This is a genomic window from Enterobacter sp. KBR-315C3_2022, assembly GCF_041399425.1.
Classification (GTDB): Bacteria; Pseudomonadota; Gammaproteobacteria; order Enterobacterales; family Enterobacteriaceae; genus Enterobacter.
Window position 1 is genome coordinate 63182 of the sequence record NZ_JBGKEB010000001.1, and the last position, 25342, is coordinate 88523.

Here is a 25342-nt window from a genome sequence, read left to right on the forward strand (position 1 = left end):
GGATTTGACGATGTACACGAAGAAAGGCTTTGACGCCTATACCGCCGTCTCGCTCGACGGCCAGATTGCCGGCGCTACGCCGCACCAGCTGATCGTCCTGCTCTATGACGGCGCGATTAACGCCATGCGCCGGGCGGAGATCTACTTCCAGTCCGGCAACATTGCCCGCCGCGGGGAGATGATCTCCCGCGCGATTAACATTATCGACAACGGCCTGCGCGCGGGGCTGGACCACGAGAAGGGCGGGCAGATCGCCGCCGAGCTGGAGAGCCTGTACGAGTACATATCGCGCACGCTGCTGGAGGCGAATCTCAGCAAGAGCGGCGAAAAGCTGCCGCACCTGATTTCGCTGATGACCGGGATGTCCGAAACCTGGCAGGCTATCGACCCGCAGGGCAGGCAGGTGAAGCATGGATAAGGCGGTCATCGAGCTTATCGGACAGCTGATGGCGAGCAACGCCACCCTCCAGCAGCAGGCCGAAGCCGGCGAGTGGGACGCGTTTTTAGACGAAACCGCGGCGTACACCCTGGGGATGCGCACGCTGTGCGACATCGATCTAACCCAGCTGGCGCAGCACAACAAGCCGCAGGTCACTGCTCAGCTGGCGCAGCTGCTGGAGAATGACGCGCAGCTCACCCGCGCCATTCAGGGCCGCCTCACCGAGATTGGCACCGAACTTTCCGCCATGCGGAAATCTAGCGCGTCGGCAAAGGCGTACAGCGCGGTTTAGATTTAACCCCCCTCACCCTAACCCTCTCCCCATAGGGGAGAGGGGACAGTCACGTGCGGTTTTTGCTCATATCCCAGGGGAGAGGGGACAGTCACGTGCGGTTTTTGCTTATATCCCAGAGGAAAGGAGACTGCTCGGTGCGGTTTTTTCCCTCTCCCCTATGGGGAGAGGGCCAGGGTGAGGGGTATTGATCCACCGGACAAAAAAAAGCCCGCCAGAGGCGAGCAAAAGAGGACAACGCAGACAGAAACGGTTAGATGCTGATGTTGTATTTGCGCCCGGTCGAGACCTGGCTGGATTCGCCCGCCGGGCCGTAGAGCGCGCTGGCGCGGCCAACGTGCTCAATCGCCTTCTGAATGTGCTGGTTCTTCTTCATATGGCTTTGCAGCAGCGATTCCACCTGCTGATTAAGCGCCTTCGAGCTGCGCACCTTTTCATTCACCTGTTGCCAGCTTGAAAACAGCTTGCCGTGGCCCGAGTAGGGGGCCTGCGTGGCGCTCTGCTGCTCCTGCTGGCGGCGCATGTCGTCGTAGTACTGAATGGTCGACAGCAGCTGATTCTTGTTATCAGCCAACACCTGAAGAGAAACCGGGTTGATCTGCGTGCGGTTGAGCTGATTAACCTCTTCAATCATGATCGCCTCCAGTTCATCCAGAGACGTTTTCATTTGCGTGAGTATTGGGTAAAGCTTGTCCATAACGGTCCTGTTTGCGGTTAAAACTGGAAAATATCCTGCACCATGGCCTGGGCGATTTTCTCAGGCTCAATGCGCAGCGTGCCTGCCGCCAGCGCGGTGCGGATAGACTCGACGCGCGCGTAATCGATATCGCGGCTGTCGTCGTTCTGGATCTTTTTCGTCAGCGCGCTGAGGGTGACGTCGGTTTTGTCGTCCTTATGCGGCTGCGCCACGTTGACGGAAGCGTCGCCGTCCTGAGGATGGATGCGGGCGCGCAGATCCTGAGCGGGGGCGATGCCCGCGATCGGTGCGGCATTCTGGCTGCTGGTGATGCTCATAATTGTCCTCACAGATAATCATTTATGTGACTGATACTTCTTTCATCGGTGATTCAAAAAAAACCTAAAATTTATTGCTGTGAAAAAATGATCACCTGTCCCGCCGGGTCCACTTTGCCGCTCACGGTGCGCCCGCCCGCGGTTTTGACCTTGAGCGTTTCATCCACCGCCGCGTTGTTCAGCGCCTTTCCCTGGCTGCGAATGCGAAAGCCGTCTCCCGCCGTCACCAGCTCGACCGTCTGCCCGGCCCGCAGCCGCCACTGCTGGCGCAGCTGGTTTTCCAGCAGCGGCTTGCCCGCCGCCACGGCGCGCGTCAGGCGCTGGCCGACGATGGCGTCGGGGTTAAAGATCAGGCCGCCGGGCTGGTGGTCAATATTGCCCGTAACCGGCTCAATGTCGCTGCGCTGAACGATTGCGCCGCCCGGCAGGCTCTGGCTGGCAATCCACCACGTGCCCTGGGCGCTGATGCGCACGGGCAGGAAGTGTCGGCGCGCCCCGCACTGCGCCAGCACGGTACGCTTGCCGGTCAGGCGGTCGTCGCGCCCGACCAGGCTCAGTTCGGGGTTGTCGCACACCGCGGCCAGCTGCGCGGGCGTGGCGAGTAAAGACACCGTGCGGACCACCTCGGCGTCCCGTTCAGGCTGCTGGATTAAGGCATCAAGCTTGAGCATCAGCCGCTGCTTTGCCGTTTGGTCCGACGGCACGCTGGCGCTCGCCGGTGCCGTGCAAAGTAAAACGGCCAGCGCCGTGCTGAATAATCGATGCGTCATCTGATTGCCTTTATCGTGCGGAATGAATGATATAAAAGTGGATAAATTATATACGTTCCGGCCGCGCTTTTATGGAATTAAATGGTGACACTTTTGTCGGCAATTAAATTCATCGGCGTTTTAACTTTTCGCTATCAATTTCTATTTCGCTAAATGCGCTTATTAGTGTCGAGTCTTCGCAGTGTGATATTTCACCCTCGGTGACTACACTATCGCAGTTTAAATAATGCGAAGCAGGAACTCTATCGTTATGAATAAACTCGATGATGCCTTTCGCTTTCAGCAGCAGGCATTAGGTTTGCTTTCGCGCCGTCAGGATATTCTGGCGTCGAATATTGCGAATGCCGATACGCCGGGCTACCAGGCGCGCGATATTGATTTTCCCGGCCAGCTAAAACAGGCCATGGAAAACGCGTCGATGGCGAAATTACCCGTCTCGCTGTCGTTAACGTCGAACCGACATATTGAAGCCAAAGCGCAGCCGTTTGACGACGGCCAGCTGCTTTATCGCGTGCCGGATCAGCCCAGCGCCGACGGTAATACCGTAGATATGGATCGCGAGCGCGTTAATTTCGCCGACAACGCCGTGAAATATCAGTCGGGGCTGACGTTCCTCGGTGCGGATATTAAGAAAATGATGACTGTATTAAGTCAGGGGTAATAAACAATGTCGCTCTTTAGCGTATTTGATATTTCGGGTTCGGCAATGGCCGCCCAGTCCCGCCGCCTGAACGTCAGCGCCAGCAATATGGCCAACGCCGACAGCGTGGCGGGGCCGGACGGCCAGCCTTACCGCGCCCGCCAGGTGGTGTTCAAGGTGGACAACGCCGCCGGGCAGGAGATTGGCGGCGTAAAGGTGGATGAGGTGACGGAAAGCACCGCGCCGGACCGCCTGGTCTACGAGCCGGGCAACCCGCTCGCCGACGAGCAGGGCTACGTGCGCATGCCGAACGTCAACGTCATGAACGAGATGGTCAACACCATTTCGGCCTCCCGCAGCTACCAGGCCAACGTGGAAGTGATGAACTCCGCCAAAAGCCTGATGCTGAAAACATTAACTCTTGGGCAGTAAGGACGCGTATGGCGGTCTCTTCGATTAACAACAACAGCGGTTCCGATAACGGCGGCACCGGCAGCAGCGCGGCGGATCTGTCGAATCAGTTTATGACCCTGCTGGTGGCGCAGATGAAAAACCAGGATCCGACCAACCCGATGGACAACAACCAGCTCACCTCCCAGCTGGCGCAGTTCAACATGGCCGCGGGCGTGGAGAAGCTCAATTCTTCCATGGGCACCATGCAGGCCATGATGGTCCAGCTTGGCAGCATGAGCGCCTCGTCGTGGGTGGGGCGCAGCGTGCTGATCGAGGGTGAGGCGAAGGTCTCCTTCGGCGGAGAAAAAAATACTATTCAGCAGGTGGGCATAGAGCTGCCGGAAAGCTCAGACGATATCAATTTCGCGCTGGGCGGCGACGCCGAGACGGTCACCGTCACGCTGCACGACGGCGACCAGGCCTATACCGCCGAGCTGAAAAACCTGAAGCAGGGCATCCATAAGTTCAACCTGGACGACCTGAAGGACTTCAAGCCCGCGCCGCCGCCGCGCGACGTGGAGTACACGGTGACGTATGAAGCCTCTAACCCTGACGGTGAAAACCCTGAGGCCTTTGGCCTGGTGCAGGAGCAGGTTCAGGGCGTCACGATGGGGCCGCGCGGGCCGATCCTGCATCTGCAGGACCACGATCCGATTGAAATGGACAAAGTGTTCGTCATTCAAAAATAAACTTACTTCTGGAAATTAATCATGGGTTTTTCACAAGGTCTTAGCGGTCTTAGCGCCGCGGCAAAAGCGCTGGACGTGGTGGGTAACAACATTGCCAACTCGCAAACGGTCGGCTTTAAGGCGGGCTCCGTCTCCTTCGCCGATATCTTTGCCGGTTCGAACGGCATGGGCGTACAGATTGCGAGCGTCGATCAGAAATTCAGCAACGGCGTGCTGGCGGGAGGAAGCTCTCCGCTGGATATGGGCATTAACGGCAACGGCTTCTTCCGCATGGTGGATTCCGCCGGGAGCGTGTTCTACGGGCGTAACGGCCAGTTTAAGGAAGATGAGAACGGCTACATCGTCAACCGAACCAACGGCCTGTTCTTGAGCGGCTATCAGGCGACGGACGGGGTCATCAACCCCGGCGCGCCGGTGGGGCCTATCCGCATTCCAAAAGAGGATGTGCCGCCGGAGGCCACCACGAAAGGCTCCATGAGTGGCAACCTTAACTCAGGACACGATCCCCTCGATCCTACTAAGTTCGATCCGGAAAAAGGCGATACCTACAGCTACTTCAGCGAAATGAGGGCCACCGACAGCCTGGGCAATGAGCACACGATTAAGGTCTATTTCGTTAAGACCGGTGACAACCAGTGGACGGCTTTCGCGCAGGACGGCACCGCGCCCGAAATGGACGGAACAGATCCGAAATTTACCGAGATCCCCCTGGCGTACACCGATGACGGCAAGCTCACCTCTTCCGGCATCGGCACCGTGAAAGGGGTTTCATGGAACGGCGGCGCGCCCATCGAGATGGAGCTGGATCTGAGCAAAATGACCCAGTACGCATCGGACGACGTCGCAAAATCCGAGGCAAACGGCCAGAAGCTGGGTAAGTTCAATAGCTACGAAGTGAGCGAAAGCGGCGAAATCACCGCGATCTACAACAACGGCCAGCGCAAGATCGTGGCCCAGGTGGTGCTGGCGGACTTCGCCAACCCGGGCGGTCTGGAACAGCAGGGCAATAACCTGTGGGCGGAAAGCGTGCAGTCCGGCACGCCGTTTATCGGCATCTCCGGCAGCGGCAGCTTCGGCGATATCGCGGGCGGCATGGTGGAGCAGTCGAACGTCGAGCTGGGCGACGAGATGGTCAACATGATCGTCTACCAGCGTAACTACCAGTCCAACTCGCAAACCATCAAAACCCAGTCTGAAGTGCTTCAGACGCTGGTTAACCTGCGCTAGGGCTGAGCTATGGATCGCGCTATCTATACCGCCATGAGCGCCGCCAACGCGGCGCTTAACCGCCAGGCGGTCACCTCAAACAATCTGGCGAACAGCTCGACGGCGGGCTTCCGCTCGCAGCTCGCCGCTTTTCGTGCCGTGCCTGTCGAAGGCGAAACCCTGCGCACCCGCGCGCTGGTGGCGGAATCCACCCCGTTTCACGACGCCACCATGGGGCCCATCACCCACACCGGGCGCAGCCTGGACGTGGCGCTGCCGCAAAACGGCTGGCTGGCGGTGGCACTGGCCGACGGCAGCGAAGGCTATACCCGCAACGGGGCGATTGAAGTCAACCAGGCGGGGGCGCTGAGCGTCAACGGCCGCCCGCTGATGGGCGACGGCGGCCCGCTGGAAGTGCCGCCGCAGTCCCACGTCACCATCGGCACCGACGGCACCGTCTCGGCGCTCGGCATGGGCGATGACCCGACGGCGCTGGTCCCGGTTGGGCGCATCAGGCTGGTCAACGCGGAGATCGGCGACCTGCGGCACGGCGACGACGGCCTGTTTCGCCCGGCGGCGGGCGGCGCGCTGGCGCAGGATGAAACCCTGCGCCTCACGCCGGAAGCCCTTGAGGGCAGCAACGTTAGCCCGGTCCACGCCATGACCCAGATGATCGCCAACTCTCGCGGCTTCGACATGAACATGAAGGTGATTCGCACCGCCGACGAAAACGCCCAGAAGGCTAACCAGCTATTGAGCGTGAGCTAAGCTCGCGCAAGGAGTCTCAACATGATTCGTTCTTTATGGATCGCTAAAACCGGGCTGGAAGCGCAGCAGCTCAACATGGACGTCATCTCCAACAACCTGGCGAACGTGAACACCAACGGCTTCAAGCGCCAGCGCGCCGTGTTCCAGGATCTGCTGTACCAGAACATGCGCCAGCCGGGCGCGCAGTCGACCGAGCAGAACACCCTGCCGAGCGGTTTACAGCTCGGTACCGGCGTGCGCCCGGTTTCGACCCAGCGCGTGCACACCCAGGGCGGGATGAACCAGACCGGCGACGAGTTTGACGTCGCCATTGATGGCGAGGGCTTCTTCCAGGTGCAGATGCCGGACGGCAGCACCGCCTACACCCGCGACGGCCACTTCTCCAAAAGCCCGGACGGCCAGCTGGTGAACGCCGAAGGCTACCCGATTCAGCCGGGGATCGTGATCCCGCAGGATGCCAAAAGCATCACCATCGGCAGCGACGGCATGGTGAGCGCCAAAATTCCCGGCCAGGCGGAAGAGCAGCAGATCGGCCAGCTGACCCTGACCACCTTCGTCAACAACGCGGGCCTCGAAAGCGTGGGCGGCAACCTCTACAGGGAGACGCAGGCCTCCGGCGCGCCGAACGAGCTGAACCCCGGCATGGAGAGCGCGGGCACGCTGAAGCAGAGCTACGTCGAAATCTCCAACGTCAACGTGGCGGAAGAGCTGGTGACGATGATTCAGGTGCAGCGCGCCTACGAAATCAACAGCAAGGCGGTTTCGGCATCGGACCAGATGCTGCAGCGTCTTTCCCAGCTGTAATGTCCTCTTTCTGGCCGCCCGCGCGGCCAGATATTTTATCGACACTGATATGAAAACACTCTCAATGAATCGTCCTGCCGTCGCCCGTTTTGCGCTGGCGGCAAGCGTGCTGCTGCTGAGCGGCTGCGCGCACATTATGCAAAGCAAGCTCGTTGAAGGCCCGACGACGGCAACACCATTACCGATGGCACCGGCAGCGACCGGCGGCTCGCTGTTTCAGGCGGGGCAGGGGATGAACTACGGCTATCAGCCGATGTTCGAAGACCGCCGCCCGCGCAACGTCGGCGATACGCTGACGATCCTGCTGCAGGAGAACGTGAGCGCCAGCAAAAGCTCCTCCGCCAGTGCCAACCGTAATGGATCGGCCGGGATGGGGCTGATCGCGGTGCCGACCAAACTGAATGGCTGGCTCGGCGACGGCAAGGCGGATTTTGAAGCCGAAGGCAAAAATGATTTTTCCGGCAAGGGCGGCGCGGCGGCGCGCAACACCTTTACCGGCACCATCACCGTGACCGTCAACGAGCTTCTGCCCAACGGCAACCTGCGCGTGGTGGGCGAAAAGCAGATCGCCATTAACCAGGGCACGGAGTTTATCCGCTTTTCCGGCGTGGTGAACCCGCGCTTTATCAGCGGCGGCAACACCGTGCCCTCCACCCAGGTGGCGGACGCGCGCATCGAGTACGTCGGCAACGGCTACATCAACGAAGCGCAGAACATGGGCTGGCTGCAGCGCCTGTTCCTGAACCTTTCTCCTTTCTGATATGACCATGAAAAAAGAATCTATCCTGTTTTTCTTAAGCATCCTGCTCTACGGCATGATGCTGAGCGCGCCGAAGCTCGCCAGCGCGGAGCGCATTCGCGATCTGGCGACGGTGCAGGGCGTGCGCTCGAACTCCCTGATGGGCTACGGCCTGATCGTCGGCCTCGACGGCACGGGCGACCAGACCATGCAGGCGCCGTTTACCGGGCAAAGCCTGAACAACATGCTCTCCCAGCTCGGGATCACCGTGCCGGCGGGCACCAACATGCAGCTGAAAAACATTGCGGCGGTGATGGTGACCGCCGAGCTGCCGCCGTTTGCCCGCCCCGGCGATAAGCTCGACATCGTGGTCTCCTCCGTCGGTAACGCCAAAAGCCTGCGCGGCGGAACGCTGCTAATGACGCCGCTCAAGGGCGCGGACAACCAGATCTACGCCATCGCCCAGGGCAATATCCTGATTTCCGGCGCAGGCGCGCAGGCGGGCGGCAGCCGCGTGCAGGTCAACCAGCTCAACGGCGGGCGGATCAGCGGCGGCGCGACCGTCGAGCGCGAGGTGCCGAACGACTTCGCCACGCAGAATATCGTCCGCCTGCAGCTCAACGAGAGCGACTTCTCGCTGGCGCAGCAGATCAGCGACGCCATCAATCAGCGCTACAGCGGCGGGGCGGCCATCCCGGAAGACGCGCGCACCGTGCGCCTCTTCGCGCCGCCGGACGGCCCGTCGCGCGTGCGTTTCCTTGCCAATATTCAGGACATCCCGCTGCGGGTGAACGTGCAGGACGCGAAGGTGATCGTTAACTCCCGCACCGGCTCGGTGGTGATGAACCGCCACGTCTCGCTCGACTCCTGCGCGGTGGCGCACGGCTCGCTGACCGTGGAGGTGATGCAGAACAACGTGGTCAGCCAGCCGGATACGCCGTTCGGCGGCGGCGAAACGGTGGTGGTCCCGCAGACGGACATCTCCGTGCGCGACAGCGGCGGCTCGCTGCAGCACGTGCGCAGCAGCACCGATCTCAACGCGGTGATCCGCGCGCTGAACGGCCTTGGCGCTACGCCGAACGAGCTGATGTCCGTGCTTCAGGCGATGAAGAACGCCGGCTGCCTGCGCGCGAAGCTGGAGGTGAACTGATGAACGCCTTCGACAAGTTCGATCGGCCCGCCTTTGACGTGCGCTCGCTCGACGCGCTGAAGCGGGAGGCCGGGCGCGCGTCGCCCGGCGCGCTTAAGGCGGCGGCGAAGCAGATGGAGGGGATTTTCGTGCAGATGATGATGAAAAGCATGCGCGACGCCACCTTCAAGGACGAGCTGATGAACAGCCAGTCCGCCGAGATGTACACCGCCATGCACGATCAGCAGGTCGCGCAGAACATTGCCGGGAGCGGCCAGCTCGGCTTTGCCGATCTTATCGTCCGCCAGCTCGGCGGCGAAAGCGATGCGCCAGCGGTGACTGCGCCGGGGCGCGACTTCTCCCGTCCCGGCCTGTCGCCCGTTCCTGCCACCGGCCCCCTGCGCCTGCCCGCGCCGGTGTCGTTTGCGAAGCCCGCCGAAGGGGCGCATCCGTTTATCTCCCGCCTGCTGCGCCCGGCGCAGGAGGCCGCGCAGGAGAGCGGGCTGCATCCGCACCTGATCCTGGCGCAGGCGGCGCTGGAGTCCGGCTGGGGCAAGCGGGAAATCCCTGCCGCCGACGGCTCGCCGAGCCACAACCTGTTCGGCATTAAGGCCACCGGCGACTGGCGCGGCAAAACCACCGAAATTACCACTACCGAATACGTCAACGGCGTGAAGCAGAAGGTGAAGGCCGCGTTTCGCGTGTATGACTCCTACGAGCACGCGCTGAGCGACTACGCGAAGCTGCTGACCAAAAATCCGCGCTACCGCGGCGTGATGCAGTCCGATTCCGCGGAGCAGGGGGCGAAAGCGCTGCAGGCGGGCGGCTACGCGACGGACCCGGCCTACGCCAAAAAGCTCATCACCATTATTCAGAAGGTGAAGGGCGATATTCAGCAGGGCGTGAACGCCTATAAAAACGATCTCGATAAAATTTTTTAGAGAATTTTTTTATCACCGATGAAATAAGCAGAACCATGAACTTTCAGGCCCGGAGATAAGCAGCGGGTCTGCGAACGGAGACTATCCAGACCCTATGAATAATTTATATAACCTGGCCCGAGGTGGCTTAAGCGTTGCGCAGGCGGCGCTCCGGGCGACCGGTGATAACCTGACCAACGGCATGTCGCACGGCTACAGCCGCCGCAACATGATCATCGGCGAGCTGGGCGGCATGTCGACGCAGCAGGGCTTTTTCGGCTTCGGCGCGCAGGTGAACGGCATTGAGCGCGCCTACGATGCCTTTGCCAACAACCAGCTTCGCGGCGCTATCTCCCAGTATTCCTTCCTCAACGGGCGCATGGAGCAGCTGGCGGATATCGACAACATGCTGGCCGACGAGTCGGACAACGTCTCGGTGTCGCTCGGTAACCTGTTCAAGGCGATGTCGACGCTCAGCACCACACCGGAAGACGCGGCGGCGCGTTCGGCGGTGTATAACGCCTTAGGCTCGCTCGCCAGCCGCTACAACGCCAGCGGCAAGCGCCTGAGCGGGCTGGAAAAAAGCACCAATACCCAGATTGAGCAGAGCGTTAAGGATCTCAACAGCTATACCAAACAGCTGGCGGAGATTAACAAGCAGCTCGAGCGCGCGCAGGGTTCCGGCACGCCGCCAGCAGATCTGCTGGACCGCCGCGACGTGCTGCTGGAGGAGATCAGCAACCAGATTGGGATTGAGGTGTCGGAGGACGCCCAGAGCGGGCGCGTTGACGTCGCTCTCCCGGACGGACGTCCGCTGGTTTCCGGCGATAAAGTCTACGCGCTGAAAACCTCAATGTCTGACAACGACCCGAACAAAACCATCGTCTCCTACGTGGATGCCAACGGCAGTGAGACGCCGCTCGACGAAGACCGCATTACCAAAGGCCGCCTGGCGGGGCTGTTTACGTTCCGCAATGAGGATCTGGCGCTGGCGCGCGAGGAGCTGGACAAGATGGCCTTCGTCATGGCCAGCCGGATGAACGAGCAGAACGGACAAGGCTATTTGCCGAACGGTTCTCCAGGTGGCGATCTCTTCACGCTGCCGGATATCACCGCGCGCGCGAACAGCGACAATCAGGGGACGGGCAGGCTCGGAAAAATTGAGGTGACTTCCTTTCGCAGCGTGAACTCAGAAGAGTACACCATCAGCTACGACGATGCCGCGGGGAGCTGGCGCGTGACGGGGGCGGACGGGCGGGACATTCCGTATGCGACCGGACCTGACGGGATCCAGTTCGACGGCCTCAAGATCCAGCTACCCGACCCGGCAACGGTGGAAGATGGCGACAGCTTTACCTTTAACCCGATGTCCGGCGCCGCCGAGGGGCTGAGCCGCAAAATTACCGACGCCCAGGGGTTTGCCGCCTCAGACTCAAACGATCCCGCTGATAAAGCGAACAACAAAAACCTCGAGCTGATGCTGAAGATCCAGGACGAAAAGCTGATCGGCAACAGCACGCTGGCGGAGGCCTACGCCAGCCTGGTCGGCACCATCGGGGATAACGCGCGCAGCGTCAAATCCAACCTCGTGAGCGCGGAAACCGATATGAAGACCAAGTTTGACACCAGGCAGGCGCTCTCCGGCGTGAGCATGGACGAAGAGAAGATCAACCTCGACATGTTTATGCAGTACTACCGCGCCAACGCGCAGCTTCTGCAAACCGCCAACGACATGTTTGATTCGCTGCTCGCGATCCGATAGGGGAAGAAAAAATGCGATTGAGTACGCTTTATATGTATCAGCAGAGCGCGCAAAGCATGTCCGCGCGCATGAGCCAGAGCAATGAAACCTACCTGCGGATGTCGGCGGGCAAAACGCTGCTGAAAGCCTCGGACGATCCGGCCGCGGCTACCGACGCGGTGAAGTATAAGGATGCGCTGGCAAAGCTTGAGCTGTATAGCGACGTGCGCTCCCGAACGCGCGGCGCGCTCGAGCACGAGGACAACATCCTGAGCGGGGTAGGGAACCTGCTTACCACCACGCTGAAAGAAAAGCTTGTGGCGGCGGGGTCGGGCGCCTATTCCGATGCGGATCGCAATGCCCTGGGCAAGGAGATCGAGGGCATTCGCCAGAATATGCTGGATCTCGCCAACAGCCGCGACGGCAACGGCCGCTATATCTTTGGCGGTTTCCAGACGGGCAAGCCCGCGTTTTTGGAAGATGGCACCTATGACGGCGGCAATGAAGCGCGGAAGCAGACCGTTGCCGACGGCACGGAAATGCAGGTAGGCCATCTGGGCAGTGAAATCTTTGACGATATCTTCGGCATTCTTCAGACCGCCATTGACGAGCTGTCTAAAGAAAAAATGGATGACGACGCGCTGGAGGACGCGCTAAAAGCCGCAGGCGAGGCCGTCGACGCGGGCATTGACCGTCTAGGCAAGGCCCAGGCCGAGCTGGGCACCCAGCTGCAGCAGCTGGACGCGCTGGATATATCCGGTGACGTGATGATCATCGACATGAAGGTCAAGGTGGATACCGCCATCGGTGCCGACACGGGCGTGCTGGTGTCGCTGATGGCGGAATCGCAGATGTCCGATCTGGCGCTGAACGCCTCAATGTACGTCTACAAAAACATGCAGAAGATGAATCTGTTTAACAGCTAATTATTTCCCAATCCAACCTCAACAGGTGCCGCCGCGTACGGTTTACCCGCGCGCGGCAGGTGAGAATCTATGTTAAAGAAACTGAAAATTTATACCGCGGTAAGCCTGATTATCGGGCTCTTTGCCGCTTTGCTCTTTAGCGTTACGGCCTATTCGGTCTATGACGCCGTCAGCAATAACCAAAACTTCAAGCGCATGGCGCTGGCCGCGGAAAATAACGACCAGATGCGCGACGCGGCCTATAACATCAGCGCCGTGATGGCTAACACCAACGGCCTTATGCTGCAGGCCGCGCTGGGCAATCCGGTATCGGAGAACGTCACTAAGCATACCCATAACGTAGTGAAAATTGCCCGCCGTAATATGGACGATTTTATGGCATCGCCGTTTAACACGCCGGAAGAGAGCCGCCTGGCGGCTGAGGTGAATGCGGCGTTCAACGAGGTCTATAAGGCGGCGGAAGCGAAGCTCGGCTACCTGGGCAATCCGGCGGGATATACCGGCTCGATTGAGCATGACATGGACATGCGCACCACGCTGCGCAACAAGGTTGAGCAGTATACCGACGAGAGCGCGCGCCTGAGCGAAAGCTACATTCGCGAATCCGCCCGCGGCTACCAGATTATGCTGGGCCTTGGCATTGCGGTGCTAATCGCCGCTGCGGTAATGCTGTTCGCCGTACGCTACTGGCTGCGCGAAACGCTGGTGCGCCGGATGGAAAGCACCGTGGCGTCGCTGCGCAGCGTGGCGGCGGGCGATCTGAGCCAGGCGATTGAGAGCGGCAGCCAGAACGAAATCGGCAGCATGTTGACCGAGCTGGAAACCATGCGCACCTCCCTGACCGGCACCATTCTCGGCATTCGCGAAAGCGTGCAGCGCATCCACAGCAACGCGCAGGAAATCGCCCACGGCAATAACGATCTCTCCTCCCGTACCGAAGAGCAGGCGGCGGCGCTGCAGGAGACGGCGGCCAGTATGGAGCAGATCAAAACTACCGTGCGTCAGAATGCGGACAACGCCCACGCGGCGCGCGAGCTGGCGGAAGGGGCGAGCACCAACGCCCACAGCGGCGGCGAGGTGATGCAGAGCCTGGAGCAGATTATGGCGCAGATCACCACCAGCTCCCGTCAGATCGCCGACATCAACGGCGTGATCGACAGCATAGCCAATCAGACCAACATTCTGGCGCTTAACGCGGCGGTAGAAGCGGCGCGCGCTGGCGAGCAGGGCCGCGGCTTTGCGGTGGTCGCGGAAGAGGTGCGCAACCTGGCGAAGCGCAGCGCCGATGCGGCGAAAGAGATCAGCCAGCTGATTAACACCAGCGTGAGCAACATCGATATCGGCTCGCGCCAGGTCGGGCAGGCCAGCGCGGTGATGCAGGATATCGTTACCTCCGTGGCGCAGGTGACGCAGATTATGGGCGAAATCACCTCCGCGTCGGACGAGCAGAGCGCGGGCATTAACCAGATTTCGCAGGCGGTGAACGAAATGGATCTGGTGACGCAGCAGAACGCGGCGATGGTTGAGGAAGCGGCCCTGGCGGCGGGCGAGCTGGAGGCCCAGTCCGACGCGCTGGAAACGCTGGTGGCGCAGTTCAGGCTGGACAACGCGCGCGCTCAGGAGAAAGTTTCCACTGAACAGCGCAAGCCGCAGCGCCAGCAGGATGACGCGCTTGCCCAGTGGGAAACGTTTTAATCCCGATAACTACCGCTATGAATAATGTCTTATTTAGCGTTAAACGTTAGCGCGAAATAAAGTAATAGAATGCGCATTTTTATAAGGGCTTATTGCACTATTTGAATGCGCCATTTCACCGGATAATTCTCAAAGAGAATAGCGGGTGGAATACAATCGTGGATGGTATTTATACGGCCGAAGGGCTGGAAGATAAATCGGTAGTCTGGTCAAAGTATCACTTTATTGTGCGGCAGGAAGCGCTGCGCTTGCATAAGCGGCTTCCTGCCAGCGTCGAGCTGGATGATTTAATTCAGGCCGGATCGATAGGCTTTTTAAATGCGGTAGAGACCTTTGACCCGAAGAAAGGCGTTGCGCTCAGCGCGTGGATTAGCCAGCGCGTGAAGTGGGCGTTATTAGACGAGCTCAGAGAAAGCGATTGGGTTCCGCGACGGGTGAGAACGCATTCGCGGGAAATTGTCGCCATAATACAGCAGATAGAGCAGGAAAAGGGCGGTGAAGCGACCGAGACGGATATTGCAGAACGGATGGGCGTGACGCTGAAGGAATTTCAGCAGATGCTGGCGGATAATAACAGCAGCCAGATGTATTCCGTCGACGAACTGCAGGAAAATTATGCCGACAGCTGGGAATCCTGTGACGATGAGAATGAATCGATCAATCCGGTGCATGATGCCGTCAGGCAAAACCTGATAGAAAAGATTACGGAGCATATTCAGTTTATCCCTGAAAGAGAGCAGATATTACTGCAGCTCTATTATCTTCAGGATATGAATATGAAAGAGATTGGCCTGGTCTTTGATATTACCGAGACGCGGGTCAGCCAGCTCCATAGCCTGGCGCTAAAAAGGTTAAGAAGCCGTATGGAAGCCTCTTCAAAATAAAAACAGGCTATTAACATTCACGCGATTGAAAGATGCACAACGCAGGCGTGAACCTTAAAGATGAGGTTTAATAACGTTTAACAACGTTGTTAACATGATTTAAATCAATGGGTTAACATTAATCGCCCGATTTAGGACGATTCCTGGCTCTTGTTCCGAAAATTCTTAATGTTTATGATTTTTGCAGTTTTGAGATGCAGCCTCCTTTGGCATTGAATGAAGACAAATCATTTACTGAAGAAGAGTGACTTACTTCAGTGAATATCAATACCAAAAGACTCTCTGCATCAGTTAAGTTGTTTTAATCCTTTAAGCTGATATGCCATATTCTGGCCTAAAACATTGGGAGCTTTCGCCTGTGTCCAACTTCGACGAGTATTTACAGAATATCCATGACATTAACCTGTCCTATTTGCTGCTGGCCCAGCAGCTTATTCGCCAGGATAAATTCGCCGCGGGTTTTCGCCTTGGTTTATCCGAGGGGACCATTGACAATCTAAAAGAACTTTCGCTGCCGCAGCTCATGAAGCTGGCGACGACAAATCAGCTTATTTGTCGTCTGCGCGTAGATGATGAAGTGGTAATTGAAAATCTGACTAAGGATTCTCGTATCGAAGCGCTCCAGCAGATCCACACCGGTATTATTTTGTCGACCAATCTGCTTAATGCATTAAGCGATGAAGATGCCGTTGCGGCGCAGGAGGCATAATATGTGTGATGGAAAAAGCCTGCTGCAGGAAATTCATGAAGTCAATATTGCGATGGGGTTAATTTCGCTCGGCGCAAGGATGCAGGTGCTGGAGTCTGAAACGTCATTAAGCCGTCGTCGCCTCCTGCGCTTATATAAAGAATTACGCGGGTGTCCGCCGCCAAAAGGCATGCTGCCTTTTTCTGAAGACTGGTTTATGTCGTGGGAGCAGAATATTCACTCTTCGATGTTCTACAACATTTATCTGTACCTGAAAAAGACCGAGCAGGGGCGTCCGATTGAAATGCTGATGAAGACCTATCGTCTTTATCTCGAGCAGTGCAGCACCTGCTCCGATGAAAAGCCGGTGCTGGGATTAACCCGCGCCTGGACATTATTACGCTTTATCGACTGCGGCATTATTTCCCGTAAGGCCTGCAGCGTGTGCGGCGGCGGTTTTATCGTCACCACGGAATTTATTAAAAACCCATTTACCTGCAGCCTGTGCAGCCCGCCGTCGCGCGCGCTGAAGAAGTCCCAGGTGAGCCCAACCGGGCTGCTGGGGAACTTTGCCGCGCCGGAAATCATGACGGCATAACCCAACGGCGGCAGTGCGCAAGATGGCGTTTACCCGATGCCGGGAAGCCGGCATCGGTCAAATAAGTAAAAGGAGAGAGTGTGTTAGTTATTGTTGGCTATCTTGTTGTCATTCTGACCGTGTTTGGTGGTTTTCTGCTGTCCGGCGGTAATCTGATGGCGCTGTTCCAGCCGCTGGAACTGCTGATTATCGGCGGGGCCGGGGTGGGGGCGTTTATCGTTGGCAACAACGTCAAATCCCTCAAGGCGACCGGCAGGGCGCTGGTCAAGCTGTTCGTGGGCAAGCGCTACAACAAAGCGGTCTACATGGACCTGATGGCGCTGATGTTCCTGCTGCTGTCGCAAAGCCGCGTTCACGGGCTGATGTCGCTGGAAAAGGACATTGAAGACCCGCAGAACAGCGACATTTTTAGCGCCTATCCCCGCCTGATGAGCGACCCGATGCTCAGCAACTTCATTCTCGACTACTTCCGCCTGATGATCGGCGGCAGCATGAACTCGCACGAAATCGAAGCCCTGATGGATGAAGAGATCGAGACCTGCGAAGAGGAGCTGGAAGTGCCCGCGCACAGCCTGAATACCGTCGGCGACGCGTTTCCGGCGTTTGGCATCGTGGCGGCGGTGATGGGCGTGGTCAACGCGCTCGGCTCGGCCGACCGCCCGGCGGCGGAGCTTGGCATGCTGATCGGCCACGCGCTGGTGGGCACCTTCCTCGGCATTCTTATCGCCTACGGCTTCGTGTTGCCGCTGGCGACGCTGCTGCGCCAGAAAAGCTCCGATCAGGTCAAGATTTTACAGTGCATCAAGGTCACGCTGCTCTCCAGCCTCAACGGCTACGCCCCGCAGATCGCCGTTGAGTTTGGCCGCAAAACCATTTTCACCAGCGAGCGCCCGTCGTTTGAAGAGCTGGAGGAGCACGTTCGCGAAGTGAAATCCAACGCCACGCTGAAAACCAAAGCGGCGGATAGCGCAGCATGAAAAACGTCACGCCTGTCATCATTTCGCGCAAGCGCAAAAAGAAAAAGCACGCGCACCACGGCGGGACGTGGAAGATTGCCTATGCCGACTTTATGACCGCCATGATGGCGTTCTTTCTGGTGATGTGGCTGCTCTCGCAGTCCACGGACATGGAAAGAGAGCTGATTGCCGACTACTTCCGCATGCCGCTGAAGCCGTCAATGGCGAACGGCAACAAAACCAGCCTGAGCGACAGCGTCATTCCCGGCGGCGGGGATGACATTCTCAAGCAGCAGGGCGAGGTGTTTAAAAGCCAGACCCACAGCAGCGACAGGCAGAAGCGCATCGAAAGCCTGAAGCAGGCGAAGGAAAAGCTGCAAAAGATGATCGAAACGGACCCGCGGCTGAACAACTTCAAATCCAACATTCTGCTGAACCTGACCAACGACGGGCTGCTGATCCAGATCACCGACTCGCAGGACAGGCCGATGTTCCGCGTGGGCAGCGAGCTGCCGGAATCTTACATGAACGGCATTTTGCAGGCGCTGGTGCCGCTGCTTCAGGAGCTGCCGAACGCGCTGAGCCTGACGGGGCATACCGATTCGCTGCCCTACGCGGGCGGCGGGGCGGGCTACAGCAACTGGGAGCTTTCCGCCGGACGCGCCAACGCCGCGCGGCGGGTGCTGGTGCGGGCCGGGCTTAACGACGAGCGCTTCCTGCGCGTGATTGGCACCGCCAGCCGCATGCCGCTGGAAAATACCTCGCCCGACAGCGCGGTAAACCGCCGCATCAGCATTCTGGTGCTCAGCCGCTCGAAGGAGCAGGAGATCCGCCTCGAGGATACGCAGGCGCAGCGCGCGCAGAGCGTGCTCGACGGCGTGGATCTGCAAAACGTGCAGGGCTATACCGATGGACATTTATGATTTTTCGCAGATTTTTTTCACCGAGGCCGAAGAGCTGCTGGCGGAGATGGAGCAGCAGCTGCTCCAGCTTGACGTCGATGCCCCTGAGCAGGAGCAGCTGAACGCCATTTTTCGCGCCGCGCACTCGCTGAAGGGCGGCGCGGGCACGTTTGGCTTCACCGCTCTGCAGGAGACCACGCACCTGCTGGAGAACCTGCTTGACCAGGCGCGGGCAGGGGAGCGGACGCTGAGCCGGACGATCGTTAACCTTTTTCTGGAATGTAAAGACATTATGCAAGCGCAACTGGAAGCCTATCAGTCTTCTCAGGAGCCGGACGAGGCAAGCTTTCGCTATATCTGCGAAGCCCTGAGGGAGATCGCCCTTGACGGCAAGGCGCCGCAGGCGGCTCCTGCCCCTGAAGCGAAGCCTCAGCCCGCTGCTGCGGCGTCGGATGACGAAATCACGCTAAGCGTCACCCTGAGCAACATCGACGCCCGCGAGCAGGCGATGCTGCGCGAAGAGCTGGAGAACATGGGGGAGCTTTTGGCGATCGAAACGACCGCAAACGGCCTGCACGCTACCCTGCTGACCAGCGCGACGGCGGACGATATCACCGCCGTGCTCTGCTTCGTGCTGGACGCCAGCCAGATTGAGGTCAAGCCCGTTGCGGACGCGCCTGCGCCGGTCGCCGTGAAGCCGGTTGTGGAAAAGCCCGCGCCCGCGCCGAAAGCGCCGCCGCCCGCGCGCGCGGTGAACCCGGAGTCGGGCAGCATTCGCGTGGCGGTCAGCAAGGTTGACCAGATCATTAACCAGGTGGGCGAGCTGATCATCACCCAGGCGATGCTGTCGCAGCTGTCGCGCACGCTGGATCCGGCGAGCTACGATCTGCTCTCCGGCTGCGTGGCGCAGATGGAGCGTAATACCCGCGAGCTGCAGGAGTCGGTGATGTCTATCCGCATGATGCCGATGGACTACGTCTTCAGCCGCTTCCCGCGGCTGGTGCACGACCTCGGTAGCCGCCTTAACAAGCAGGTGGAACTGACGCTGAAGGGCGGCTCGGCGGAGCTGGATAAGAGCCTGATTGAGCGCATTATCGATCCGCTCACCCACCTGGTGCGCAACAGCCTTGACCACGGCATCGAAGAGAAAGAGGTGCGCGTGGCGAAGGGCAAGTCCGCCGTCGGGAACCTGACGCTCTCTGCCGAACATCACGGCGGCAATATCGTGATTGAGGTCAGCGACGACGGCGCGGGGCTGAACCGCGAGAAGATCCTCGCCAAGGCGCGCGCTCAGGGCATGACGCTCAGCGACTCCATGAGCGACGACGACGTGTGGATGCTGATCTTCGCCGCCGGTTTCTCAACCGCCGACAGCGTGACGGACGTCTCCGGGCGCGGCGTCGGCATGGACGTGGTGCGGCGCAACATCCTGGCGATGGGCGGCCATGTGGACGTGCTCTCCACGCCGGGCGCGGGCACCACCATCCGCATTATCCTGCCGCTGACGCTGGCTATCCTCGACGGCATGCTGGTGAAGGTCAGCAACGAGATTTACGTCCTGCCGCTCGGCGCGGTGATGGAATCCCTGCGCCCTGCCGAGGAGATGCTGTGCCGCTTTGTCGGCGAGGAGCGTCTGCTGCAGGTGCGCGGTGAATACCTGCCGCTGGTGCTGTTGCGCCAGCGGCTCTCCGTGGCGGGCGAGGCGTCGGCCGATGACGGCATCGTCGTTATCGTGCAGAGCGCGGGCTGCCGCTACGCGCTGTGGGTCGATCAGCTGATTGGCCAGCAGCAGGTGGTGGTTAAAAACCTCGAACAGAACTACCGCAAAGTACCGGGCGTCTCTGCTGCCACCATTCTTGGCGACGGCAGCGTGGCGCTGATCCTTGACGTGGTTGAGCTTTCCACGCTCAACGTACAACAACCCCACAGGGAGGGGAGAAAAGCATGACTGTAGCAACCGCCGCGAAGCCCGCCAGCGCCGACGCGATCGCCCAGGAGTATCTGGTCTTTCGCCTGGGTGAAGAAGAGTACGGCATCGATATTTTAAAAGTGCAGGAGATCCGCGGCTGCGATCGCCTGACGCGTATACCCAACTCACCGGAGTTCATCAGCGGCGTGACCAACCTGCGCGGCGTGATTGTGCCGATCGTCGATTTGCGCGTGCGCTTCAATTTGCCCAACCCGTCGCATGACGACAGCACGGTGGTGATTGTCCTCAACCTTAACGAGCGCGTGGTCGGCATCGTGGTCGACGGCGTCGCCGACGTGCTGTCGGTGGCGGCGGAGCAAATTAAACCGACGCCGGACGTGGCCTCGGTGCTCTCCGGGCGCTACCTGCTCGGCCTTGGCGTGCTCGATACGCGGATGATTATTCTGGTCAACATCGAGATGCTGCTGAGCCGGGAAGAGATGGCGCTGGTGGACGCCGTCGCCGACGCGTGGGCCGAACCGCAGAAGTGTTAAGGGTCTGTTAAAATCGGCGCAAACCCGTCATGATGGTCTTCCCGATAACGGAAAAACCGCGACGCCATGCCCGTAAATTTTGACCTCAACGACCTTTACGCCTTCAGAGCCCTGGTGGAATACGGCAGCTTTCGCGTTGCCGCGGAGTCCATCTGCCTGTCCCCGTCGGCGCTAAGCCGCAGGATTGAAAAGCTGGAGGCCGCGCTCGGCGCAAAGCTTTTTGACAGAACCACCCGCCGGGTCACCTTGACCCTCTACGGGCAGAATTTTGCCGAAAGGTCGGCGCAGCTTCTCGATAACGTCGAGTCCATGCTGGCGGACATTGACAAGGTTAGCGAGGAGCGCACGGGGCTGGTCACCGTCGCCGCCGTGCCTTCGGCAGCCTACTATTTTATGCCGGACGTGATCCGCCGCTTTCAGGCGCGCTACCCTCGCGTGCGCATCAAGCTCATCGACAGCAGCGCCGGAAACGTGATGGAGGCGGTCACCCGCGGGCAGGCGGATTTTGGCATTTGCTTTGCGGGCAACCTGCCTTCCGGCGTGGAGTTTGTGCCGCTGGTGGAGGACGTCTACGTTGCCGCCTGTCGGCGCGATAGCCCGCTGGCGAAACGAAAGAGCCTGACCTGGGAGACGTTTTACCAGCAGGACTACATCGGCCTCGATAAAACGTCGGGCAACCGCAACCTGCTTGACCATCTGCTCGGGCATATTCAGCCCGCGCGTCCCAGCCTGTGCGAAACCCGCCACGTGACGACCATGCTCGGCATGGTGGAGGCGGGCGTGGGCATTGCGGCCGTTCCCGCGATGTCGATGCCGCGCGCCGAACACTCGCTTCTGGCCCACGTTCCCCTGACGGAGCCGGTGGTGAAGCGCACCGTTGGCCTGATCCGCCAGAGCGGGCGGATCCAGTCCTATATTGCGGTCGAGCTGGAAAAGCTCATCACCGAGCGGTACCAGCTGCCTAAGGACGCTGAGCCCTGACGGGCTGCAGGCCGGTGCTGATAATCACCTGCTGCGCCTGCGCGGACGAAAGATACGCCAGCAGAGCTTTCGCCCGCGCGGGATGGTCCGCCCGCTGGGTCACCGCCCCCGCGAAGCGGGTGATGTACTGGAGGTTGTCCGGCAGCTTGCCGACGAAGGTCACGCCCGGCACGGGCAGCAGCTCGCTGACCTGCTGAAAGCCCAGCGCGTATTTCCCTTTTGCCACCTCTTCAGCGACCGGTATACGCTCGACCTTCTGTGCCTTCGCGCCTGCCTGCTGCTCAATGCCCAGCGTTTTGAACAGCTGCGTTTCAACGTATCGGCCGCTCGCGCTGTCGGAATAGGCAATCGTGCTCGCGGCCAGCAGCGTTTGCCGCAGCTCGGCGTCCGTGCCGATTAACGGCACCGGCGCGCCTTTTTTGACCACCACGCCAATTGGCGAATCCGCCAGTTCGACGCGCGAGCCCGTCGCGACGAGACGGTCGCGCTCAAGCTGCTCAAGCGCGGTGCCGACCATGATCGTGACGTCGGCGTGCTCGCCGCGCGCCAGCCGGTTTGGAATCGCCTGCGGCGTTTTGCCCATCGACGGGCCGGAAACCAGGACGATGCGATCGCCGCTTTTGGCCTCATAAGCCGGGGCCAGCTTCTCCAGCGCGGCCTTAAAGCCGCCGGAAATCATCACCGTCACGTCCTGGGCGACGGCGGCGGTGCTGGCGGAAAACGCGATCAGCGCGGCAATGCAGGAACGATAAAATGTCATAAGCGACTCCTCAGCGGGCGGTTTGCAGGGCCAGCGCGCGGCGGCGATAAAGGTAGAGCGTGGCGAGCAGGGCGCAGACGGCCGCGAAGCTCATCCAGTAGCCGGGCGCGGCCTTGTCGCCGGTGTACTCAATCAGCGCCGTGGAGATAACCGGGGTAAAGCCGCCAAAGACGGCGGTCGCCAGGCTGTAGGCCAGCGAGAAGCCCGCCACGCGCACGTTGGCGGGCATGATCTCGGTCAGCGCCGGGATCATCGCGCCGTTGTACAGGCCGTAGAGGAACGAGAGCCACAGCAGCACGCCCAGCATCATGGAGAAGCTCGGCGCGTGCGCTAAGAACGTCAGCGCCGGATAGCTGGTGGCGAGCGCCAGCAGCGCCATGGTAATCAGCACCGGCTTGCGCCCGAAGCGGTCCGACAGCGCGCCGCCAATGGGCAGCCAGATGAAGTTGGAGACCGCGACCAGCAGCGTGACCAGCAGGCTGTCGGAGGCGCTGAGCATCAGCACCTTTTTGCCGAACGTCGGCGCGTAGACGGTGATCAGATAAAAGGCGGTGGTGGTCATCGCCACCATCAGCATGCCCGCGACCACGACCTGCCAGTTGCCGAGCAGCGTGGTGAAGACCTGCCGCATCGCCAGATGCTGGCGGCGGGCGCTAAATTCTTCGGTCTCTTCCAGCCTGCGGCGCAGGAAAAAGATAAACGGCACGATGATGCAGCCGAACAGGAACGGCAGGCGCCAGCCCCACTCGCGAATGGCGCTCTCCGCCAGTAGCGCGTTGAGCGCGAAGCCCATCGCGGCGGCCACCATAATCGCCACCTGCTGGCTGCCCGACTGCCAGCTGGTGTAAAAGCCTTTACGCCCCGGCGTGGCGATTTCCGCCAGATAGACCGACACGCCGCCAAGCTCGGCGCCCGCCGAGAACCCCTGCAGCAGGCGGCCCGTCAGCACCAGCAGCGGCGCCCACAGCCCGATGCTCTGGTACGAGGGGATTAGCACGATCAGGAACGTCCCCGTTGCCATAATCGACAGCGTAACGATAAGCCCCTTTCGACGGCCTACCTTGTCGATATACGCGCCGAGCACGATGGCGCCAATCGGGCGCATCAAAAAGCCCGCGCCGAAAACGGCGAAGGTCATCATCAGCGAGGCAAATTCGCTGCTGGCGGGGAAGAAGGTGTGGGCAATGTAGGTGGCGTAAAAGCCGAACAGAAAGAAATCGAATTGCTCAAGAAAGTTTCCGGAGGTGACGCGAAGGATCGCGCCCGCTTTGCTCCGGACGGTTGCAGGTGAGGTTGAGGGATACATGGTGATCTCCAGTGTTATCATTGACGTTTTGCTCGTCTGTCTTTGAAAACTGGATCAGGAAGCCGAAATAGATAAGCGCAATAAACGCATCGACCGATGCGTTATGCGCATCAATGACGATTCGTTGACGAAAAGTTACATAAGCAACAATAACTTAACAAATAGGCGTTTTTACACGCGCCGTTTTTCGCTAAGTCATTGATAGTGCGTTTTTGTGACGTCACGCAGATGAAAAGCCGGGCGCTGCCCGGCTTCCCGCACTAGCGCAGCGCGTTGCCTATCGCGCTAAACATCAGCGAGGCCTCAAGCGGCTGGGCGCTGAACGACGGCTCGGCCTGCGGCCAGGTGGACCACTGTACGATCACCAGATTTTCCGCCTGGTTGACCATGATCATCTGGCCGAAAATGCCTAACGCCCACAGGGAGTTTTTCAGCGAGTCGCTTGCCGCAGGCGTCACGTGTTGGGCATTGACGGGCACTTCGTTGTTCCACCACTGGTAGCCGTAAAGGCCGTTCGGGTGCGCGTCCGAGACGGAGCCTTTGGCCTGCGTCCAGCGAGAGGCGTCTGCTACCCAGCCGTCCGGCAGGATCTGCTGGCCGTTCGGCAGCGTGCCGTTGTGCAGGATAAATTCGCCGAAGCGCCCCCAGTCCTCCAGCGTGGCGTTAAAGCCGTGCGCGCCCACGTCGTGCTGGCCCTTCGCGTAGGAATGCCAGACGCCGTCGCTCGCCATGCCGTACGGCTGCCAGATGCTTTTCTCGAGATATGCCGCCAGCGTCATGCCGGTGGCGCGCTCCAGCACGTCGCCCAGCAGCCACGCGCCGCCGGAGGAGTAGGACCAGTTTTCTCCAGCCGGATGCGCGCGGTGCAGACCGGAAACCAGCGTGCGCACGCAGTCGTAGGTGCCCGGCTTAGCCTCGCACTCGGTCAGCTGCGCGAAGTCTGATTTCGGATTGGTGTAGTCTTCGTTCCACGCCACGCCGGAGGTGTGGGTGATCAGCTGCTTCAGGGTCACGCCGTCCCACGCGGTGCCTTTTAAATCCGGCTCGTAGCGGGTGACGAGATCGTCCAGGGAGTGAATTTTCCCCTCCTTGACGGCAATGCCGACCAGCGTTGAAACCACCGATTTGCCCACCGAGCGGGAGGTCCACAGCGTGGTGTCGGTATTGCCTTCGCCAAGATATTTGTACGCGATTTTGCCGTCCTTCAGCACCAGCATGCCGCTGACGTTCTGGCGCTTAAGATAGTCCTTCAGGCTGTAGGTGCTACCGTTCACCTGATAATGCGCGTCGGTGAGCGGCTTTTCGGCGGCGATGAGCGGGGTGGATTTGCCATGGCGGAAAACGTCGCCCTCGTAGTTGCGGTAGTCGTTGCGAAAGCCGACCACGCGGTCGGCCTCGCTCCAGGTCAGCATTTTGTGCGCGTCCGGGAGCGTTTTATCAAACGGCGCGGGGCAGGCGCTAAGATCCGTGCCTTCGCAGGCCGCCATCGCGACGGGGGAGAGCAGGCTGCCGAGAATCAGGCCCGCCAGCAGGGTGTAGTTTAAGGATGTGTTTTTCATATTGATCTCGTTTGGCTCAG

General features: G+C 59.9%; 28 protein-coding genes. 22 read left to right on the plus strand and 6 right to left on the minus strand.

Annotated elements, in window-relative coordinates:
* Positions 1-10 precede the first annotated feature (10 nt).
* Entirely contained in the window at positions 11-418 is a 408-nt protein-coding gene (gene fliS, locus AB8804_RS00345) for a flagellar export chaperone FliS (RefSeq protein WP_371181873.1), read from the plus strand.
* On the plus strand, positions 411-731 hold the full coding sequence (gene fliT / locus AB8804_RS00350) for a flagellar protein FliT (RefSeq protein ID WP_371181875.1): 321 nt from the start codon (positions 411-413) through the stop codon (positions 729-731). The genes fliS and fliT overlap by 8 nt, the downstream gene beginning before the upstream one ends.
* A gap of 253 nt (positions 732-984) precedes the next feature.
* Here the strand turns inward: fliT and AB8804_RS00355 are convergent, their stop codons facing one another.
* The 3 genes from AB8804_RS00355 to flgA form a co-directional block, all read right to left on the minus strand.
* A complete protein-coding gene (locus AB8804_RS00355) occupies positions 985-1428 on the minus strand; it encodes a flagella synthesis protein FlgN (protein WP_371181877.1) in 444 nt (147 codons plus the stop codon).
* 17 nt (positions 1429-1445) lie between these two features.
* Positions 1446-1745 carry a flagellar biosynthesis anti-sigma factor FlgM gene (gene flgM, locus AB8804_RS00360; RefSeq protein WP_371181879.1) on the minus strand — a complete coding sequence of 100 codons (300 nt, stop codon included), beginning with the start codon at positions 1743-1745 and terminating at the stop codon, positions 1446-1448.
* 71 nt (positions 1746-1816) lie between these two features.
* Positions 1817-2515: a flagellar basal body P-ring formation chaperone FlgA gene (gene flgA, locus AB8804_RS00365; protein ID WP_371181881.1), complete on the minus strand. Its 699-nt coding sequence runs from the start codon at positions 2513-2515 to the stop codon at positions 1817-1819.
* Positions 2516-2741: 226 nt separating this feature from the next.
* On the opposite strand from flgA, the gene flgB reads away from it, so the two are divergent.
* The 20 genes from flgB to AB8804_RS00465 all read left to right on the plus strand — a co-directional run bounded on the left by flgB (position 2742) and on the right by AB8804_RS00465 (position 21697).
* The gene (gene flgB / locus AB8804_RS00370) at positions 2742-3176 is read left to right on the plus strand and encodes a flagellar basal body rod protein FlgB (protein WP_371181883.1); all 435 of its coding nucleotides are present in this window, start codon (positions 2742-2744) and stop codon (positions 3174-3176) included.
* Positions 3177-3182: 6 nt separating this feature from the next.
* Positions 3183-3587, plus strand: coding sequence for a flagellar basal body rod protein FlgC (gene flgC, locus AB8804_RS00375; protein WP_371181885.1), 405 nt, complete (start codon positions 3183-3185; stop codon positions 3585-3587).
* An 8-nt stretch (positions 3588-3595) separates the two neighbouring features.
* Positions 3596-4297, plus strand: coding sequence for a flagellar hook assembly protein FlgD (locus AB8804_RS00380; protein WP_371181887.1), 702 nt, complete (start codon positions 3596-3598; stop codon positions 4295-4297).
* Positions 4298-4318: 21 nt separating this feature from the next.
* A complete protein-coding gene (gene flgE / locus AB8804_RS00385; RefSeq protein ID WP_371181889.1) occupies positions 4319-5524 on the plus strand; it encodes a flagellar hook protein FlgE in 1206 nt (401 codons plus the stop codon).
* Between the two features lie 9 nt (positions 5525-5533).
* A complete protein-coding gene (locus AB8804_RS00390) occupies positions 5534-6271 on the plus strand; it encodes a flagellar basal body rod protein FlgF (RefSeq protein ID WP_371181891.1) in 738 nt (245 codons plus the stop codon).
* 21 nt (positions 6272-6292) lie between these two features.
* Entirely contained in the window at positions 6293-7075 is a 783-nt protein-coding gene (gene flgG, locus AB8804_RS00395; protein WP_371181893.1) for a flagellar basal-body rod protein FlgG, read from the plus strand.
* A 49-nt stretch (positions 7076-7124) separates the two neighbouring features.
* Positions 7125-7835, plus strand: coding sequence for a flagellar basal body L-ring protein FlgH (locus tag AB8804_RS00400; protein WP_371181895.1), 711 nt, complete (start codon positions 7125-7127; stop codon positions 7833-7835).
* A 1-nt stretch (position 7836) separates the two neighbouring features.
* Positions 7837-8964, plus strand: a complete 1128-nt coding sequence (locus AB8804_RS00405; protein ID WP_371181897.1) for a flagellar basal body P-ring protein FlgI — start codon at positions 7837-7839, stop codon at positions 8962-8964.
* Positions 8964-9884 carry a flagellar assembly peptidoglycan hydrolase FlgJ gene (flgJ, locus tag AB8804_RS00410; RefSeq protein WP_371181899.1) on the plus strand — a complete coding sequence of 307 codons (921 nt, stop codon included), beginning with the start codon at positions 8964-8966 and terminating at the stop codon, positions 9882-9884. The genes AB8804_RS00405 and flgJ overlap by 1 nt, the downstream gene beginning before the upstream one ends.
* A gap of 94 nt (positions 9885-9978) precedes the next feature.
* On the plus strand, positions 9979-11625 hold the full coding sequence (gene flgK, locus AB8804_RS00415; RefSeq protein ID WP_371181901.1) for a flagellar hook-associated protein FlgK: 1647 nt from the start codon (positions 9979-9981) through the stop codon (positions 11623-11625).
* Positions 11626-11636: 11 nt separating this feature from the next.
* Positions 11637-12530 carry a flagellar hook-associated protein FlgL gene (flgL, locus tag AB8804_RS00420; protein ID WP_371181903.1) on the plus strand — a complete coding sequence of 298 codons (894 nt, stop codon included), beginning with the start codon at positions 11637-11639 and terminating at the stop codon, positions 12528-12530.
* 69 nt (positions 12531-12599) lie between these two features.
* Positions 12600-14225 (plus strand): methyl-accepting chemotaxis protein, encoded by a 1626-nt coding sequence (locus AB8804_RS00425; protein WP_371181905.1) that lies wholly within the window; start codon positions 12600-12602, stop codon positions 14223-14225.
* 158 nt (positions 14226-14383) lie between these two features.
* Positions 14384-15109: an RNA polymerase sigma factor FliA gene (gene fliA, locus AB8804_RS00430; RefSeq protein WP_371181907.1), complete on the plus strand. Its 726-nt coding sequence runs from the start codon at positions 14384-14386 to the stop codon at positions 15107-15109.
* 358 nt (positions 15110-15467) lie between these two features.
* Entirely contained in the window at positions 15468-15818 is a 351-nt protein-coding gene (gene flhD / locus AB8804_RS00435) for a flagellar transcriptional regulator FlhD (RefSeq protein ID WP_371181909.1), read from the plus strand.
* A 1-nt stretch (position 15819) separates the two neighbouring features.
* Positions 15820-16395, plus strand: coding sequence for a flagellar transcriptional regulator FlhC (gene flhC, locus AB8804_RS00440; RefSeq protein ID WP_371181911.1), 576 nt, complete (start codon positions 15820-15822; stop codon positions 16393-16395).
* An 80-nt stretch (positions 16396-16475) separates the two neighbouring features.
* Positions 16476-17372, plus strand: a complete 897-nt coding sequence (gene motA, locus AB8804_RS00445; protein ID WP_371181913.1) for a flagellar motor stator protein MotA — start codon at positions 16476-16478, stop codon at positions 17370-17372.
* Entirely contained in the window at positions 17369-18274 is a 906-nt protein-coding gene (motB, locus tag AB8804_RS00450; protein ID WP_371181915.1) for a flagellar motor protein MotB, read from the plus strand. Before motA ends, motB begins: the two co-directional genes overlap by 4 nt.
* Positions 18261-20201 (plus strand): chemotaxis protein CheA, encoded by a 1941-nt coding sequence (gene cheA, locus AB8804_RS00455; protein WP_371181917.1) that lies wholly within the window; start codon positions 18261-18263, stop codon positions 20199-20201. Before motB ends, cheA begins: the two co-directional genes overlap by 14 nt.
* A complete protein-coding gene (locus tag AB8804_RS00460; protein ID WP_371181919.1) occupies positions 20198-20716 on the plus strand; it encodes a chemotaxis protein CheW in 519 nt (172 codons plus the stop codon). The genes cheA and AB8804_RS00460 overlap by 4 nt, the downstream gene beginning before the upstream one ends.
* A gap of 66 nt (positions 20717-20782) precedes the next feature.
* Positions 20783-21697 (plus strand): LysR family transcriptional regulator, encoded by a 915-nt coding sequence (locus tag AB8804_RS00465; RefSeq protein ID WP_371181921.1) that lies wholly within the window; start codon positions 20783-20785, stop codon positions 21695-21697.
* Here AB8804_RS00465 and AB8804_RS00470 read toward each other — a convergent pair.
* The 3 genes from AB8804_RS00470 to AB8804_RS00480 form a co-directional block, all read right to left on the minus strand.
* On the minus strand, positions 21678-22457 hold the full coding sequence (locus AB8804_RS00470; protein WP_371181923.1) for a substrate-binding domain-containing protein: 780 nt from the start codon (positions 22455-22457) through the stop codon (positions 21678-21680). The two genes, AB8804_RS00465 and AB8804_RS00470, sit on opposite strands and share 20 nt — an antisense overlap.
* Before the next feature lie 10 nt (positions 22458-22467).
* On the minus strand, positions 22468-23763 hold the full coding sequence (locus AB8804_RS00475) for an MFS transporter (protein WP_371181925.1): 1296 nt from the start codon (positions 23761-23763) through the stop codon (positions 22468-22470).
* Positions 23764-24023: 260 nt separating this feature from the next.
* A complete protein-coding gene (locus AB8804_RS00480) occupies positions 24024-25322 on the minus strand; it encodes a serine hydrolase domain-containing protein (protein WP_371181927.1) in 1299 nt (432 codons plus the stop codon).
* Positions 25323-25342 lie beyond the last annotated feature (20 nt).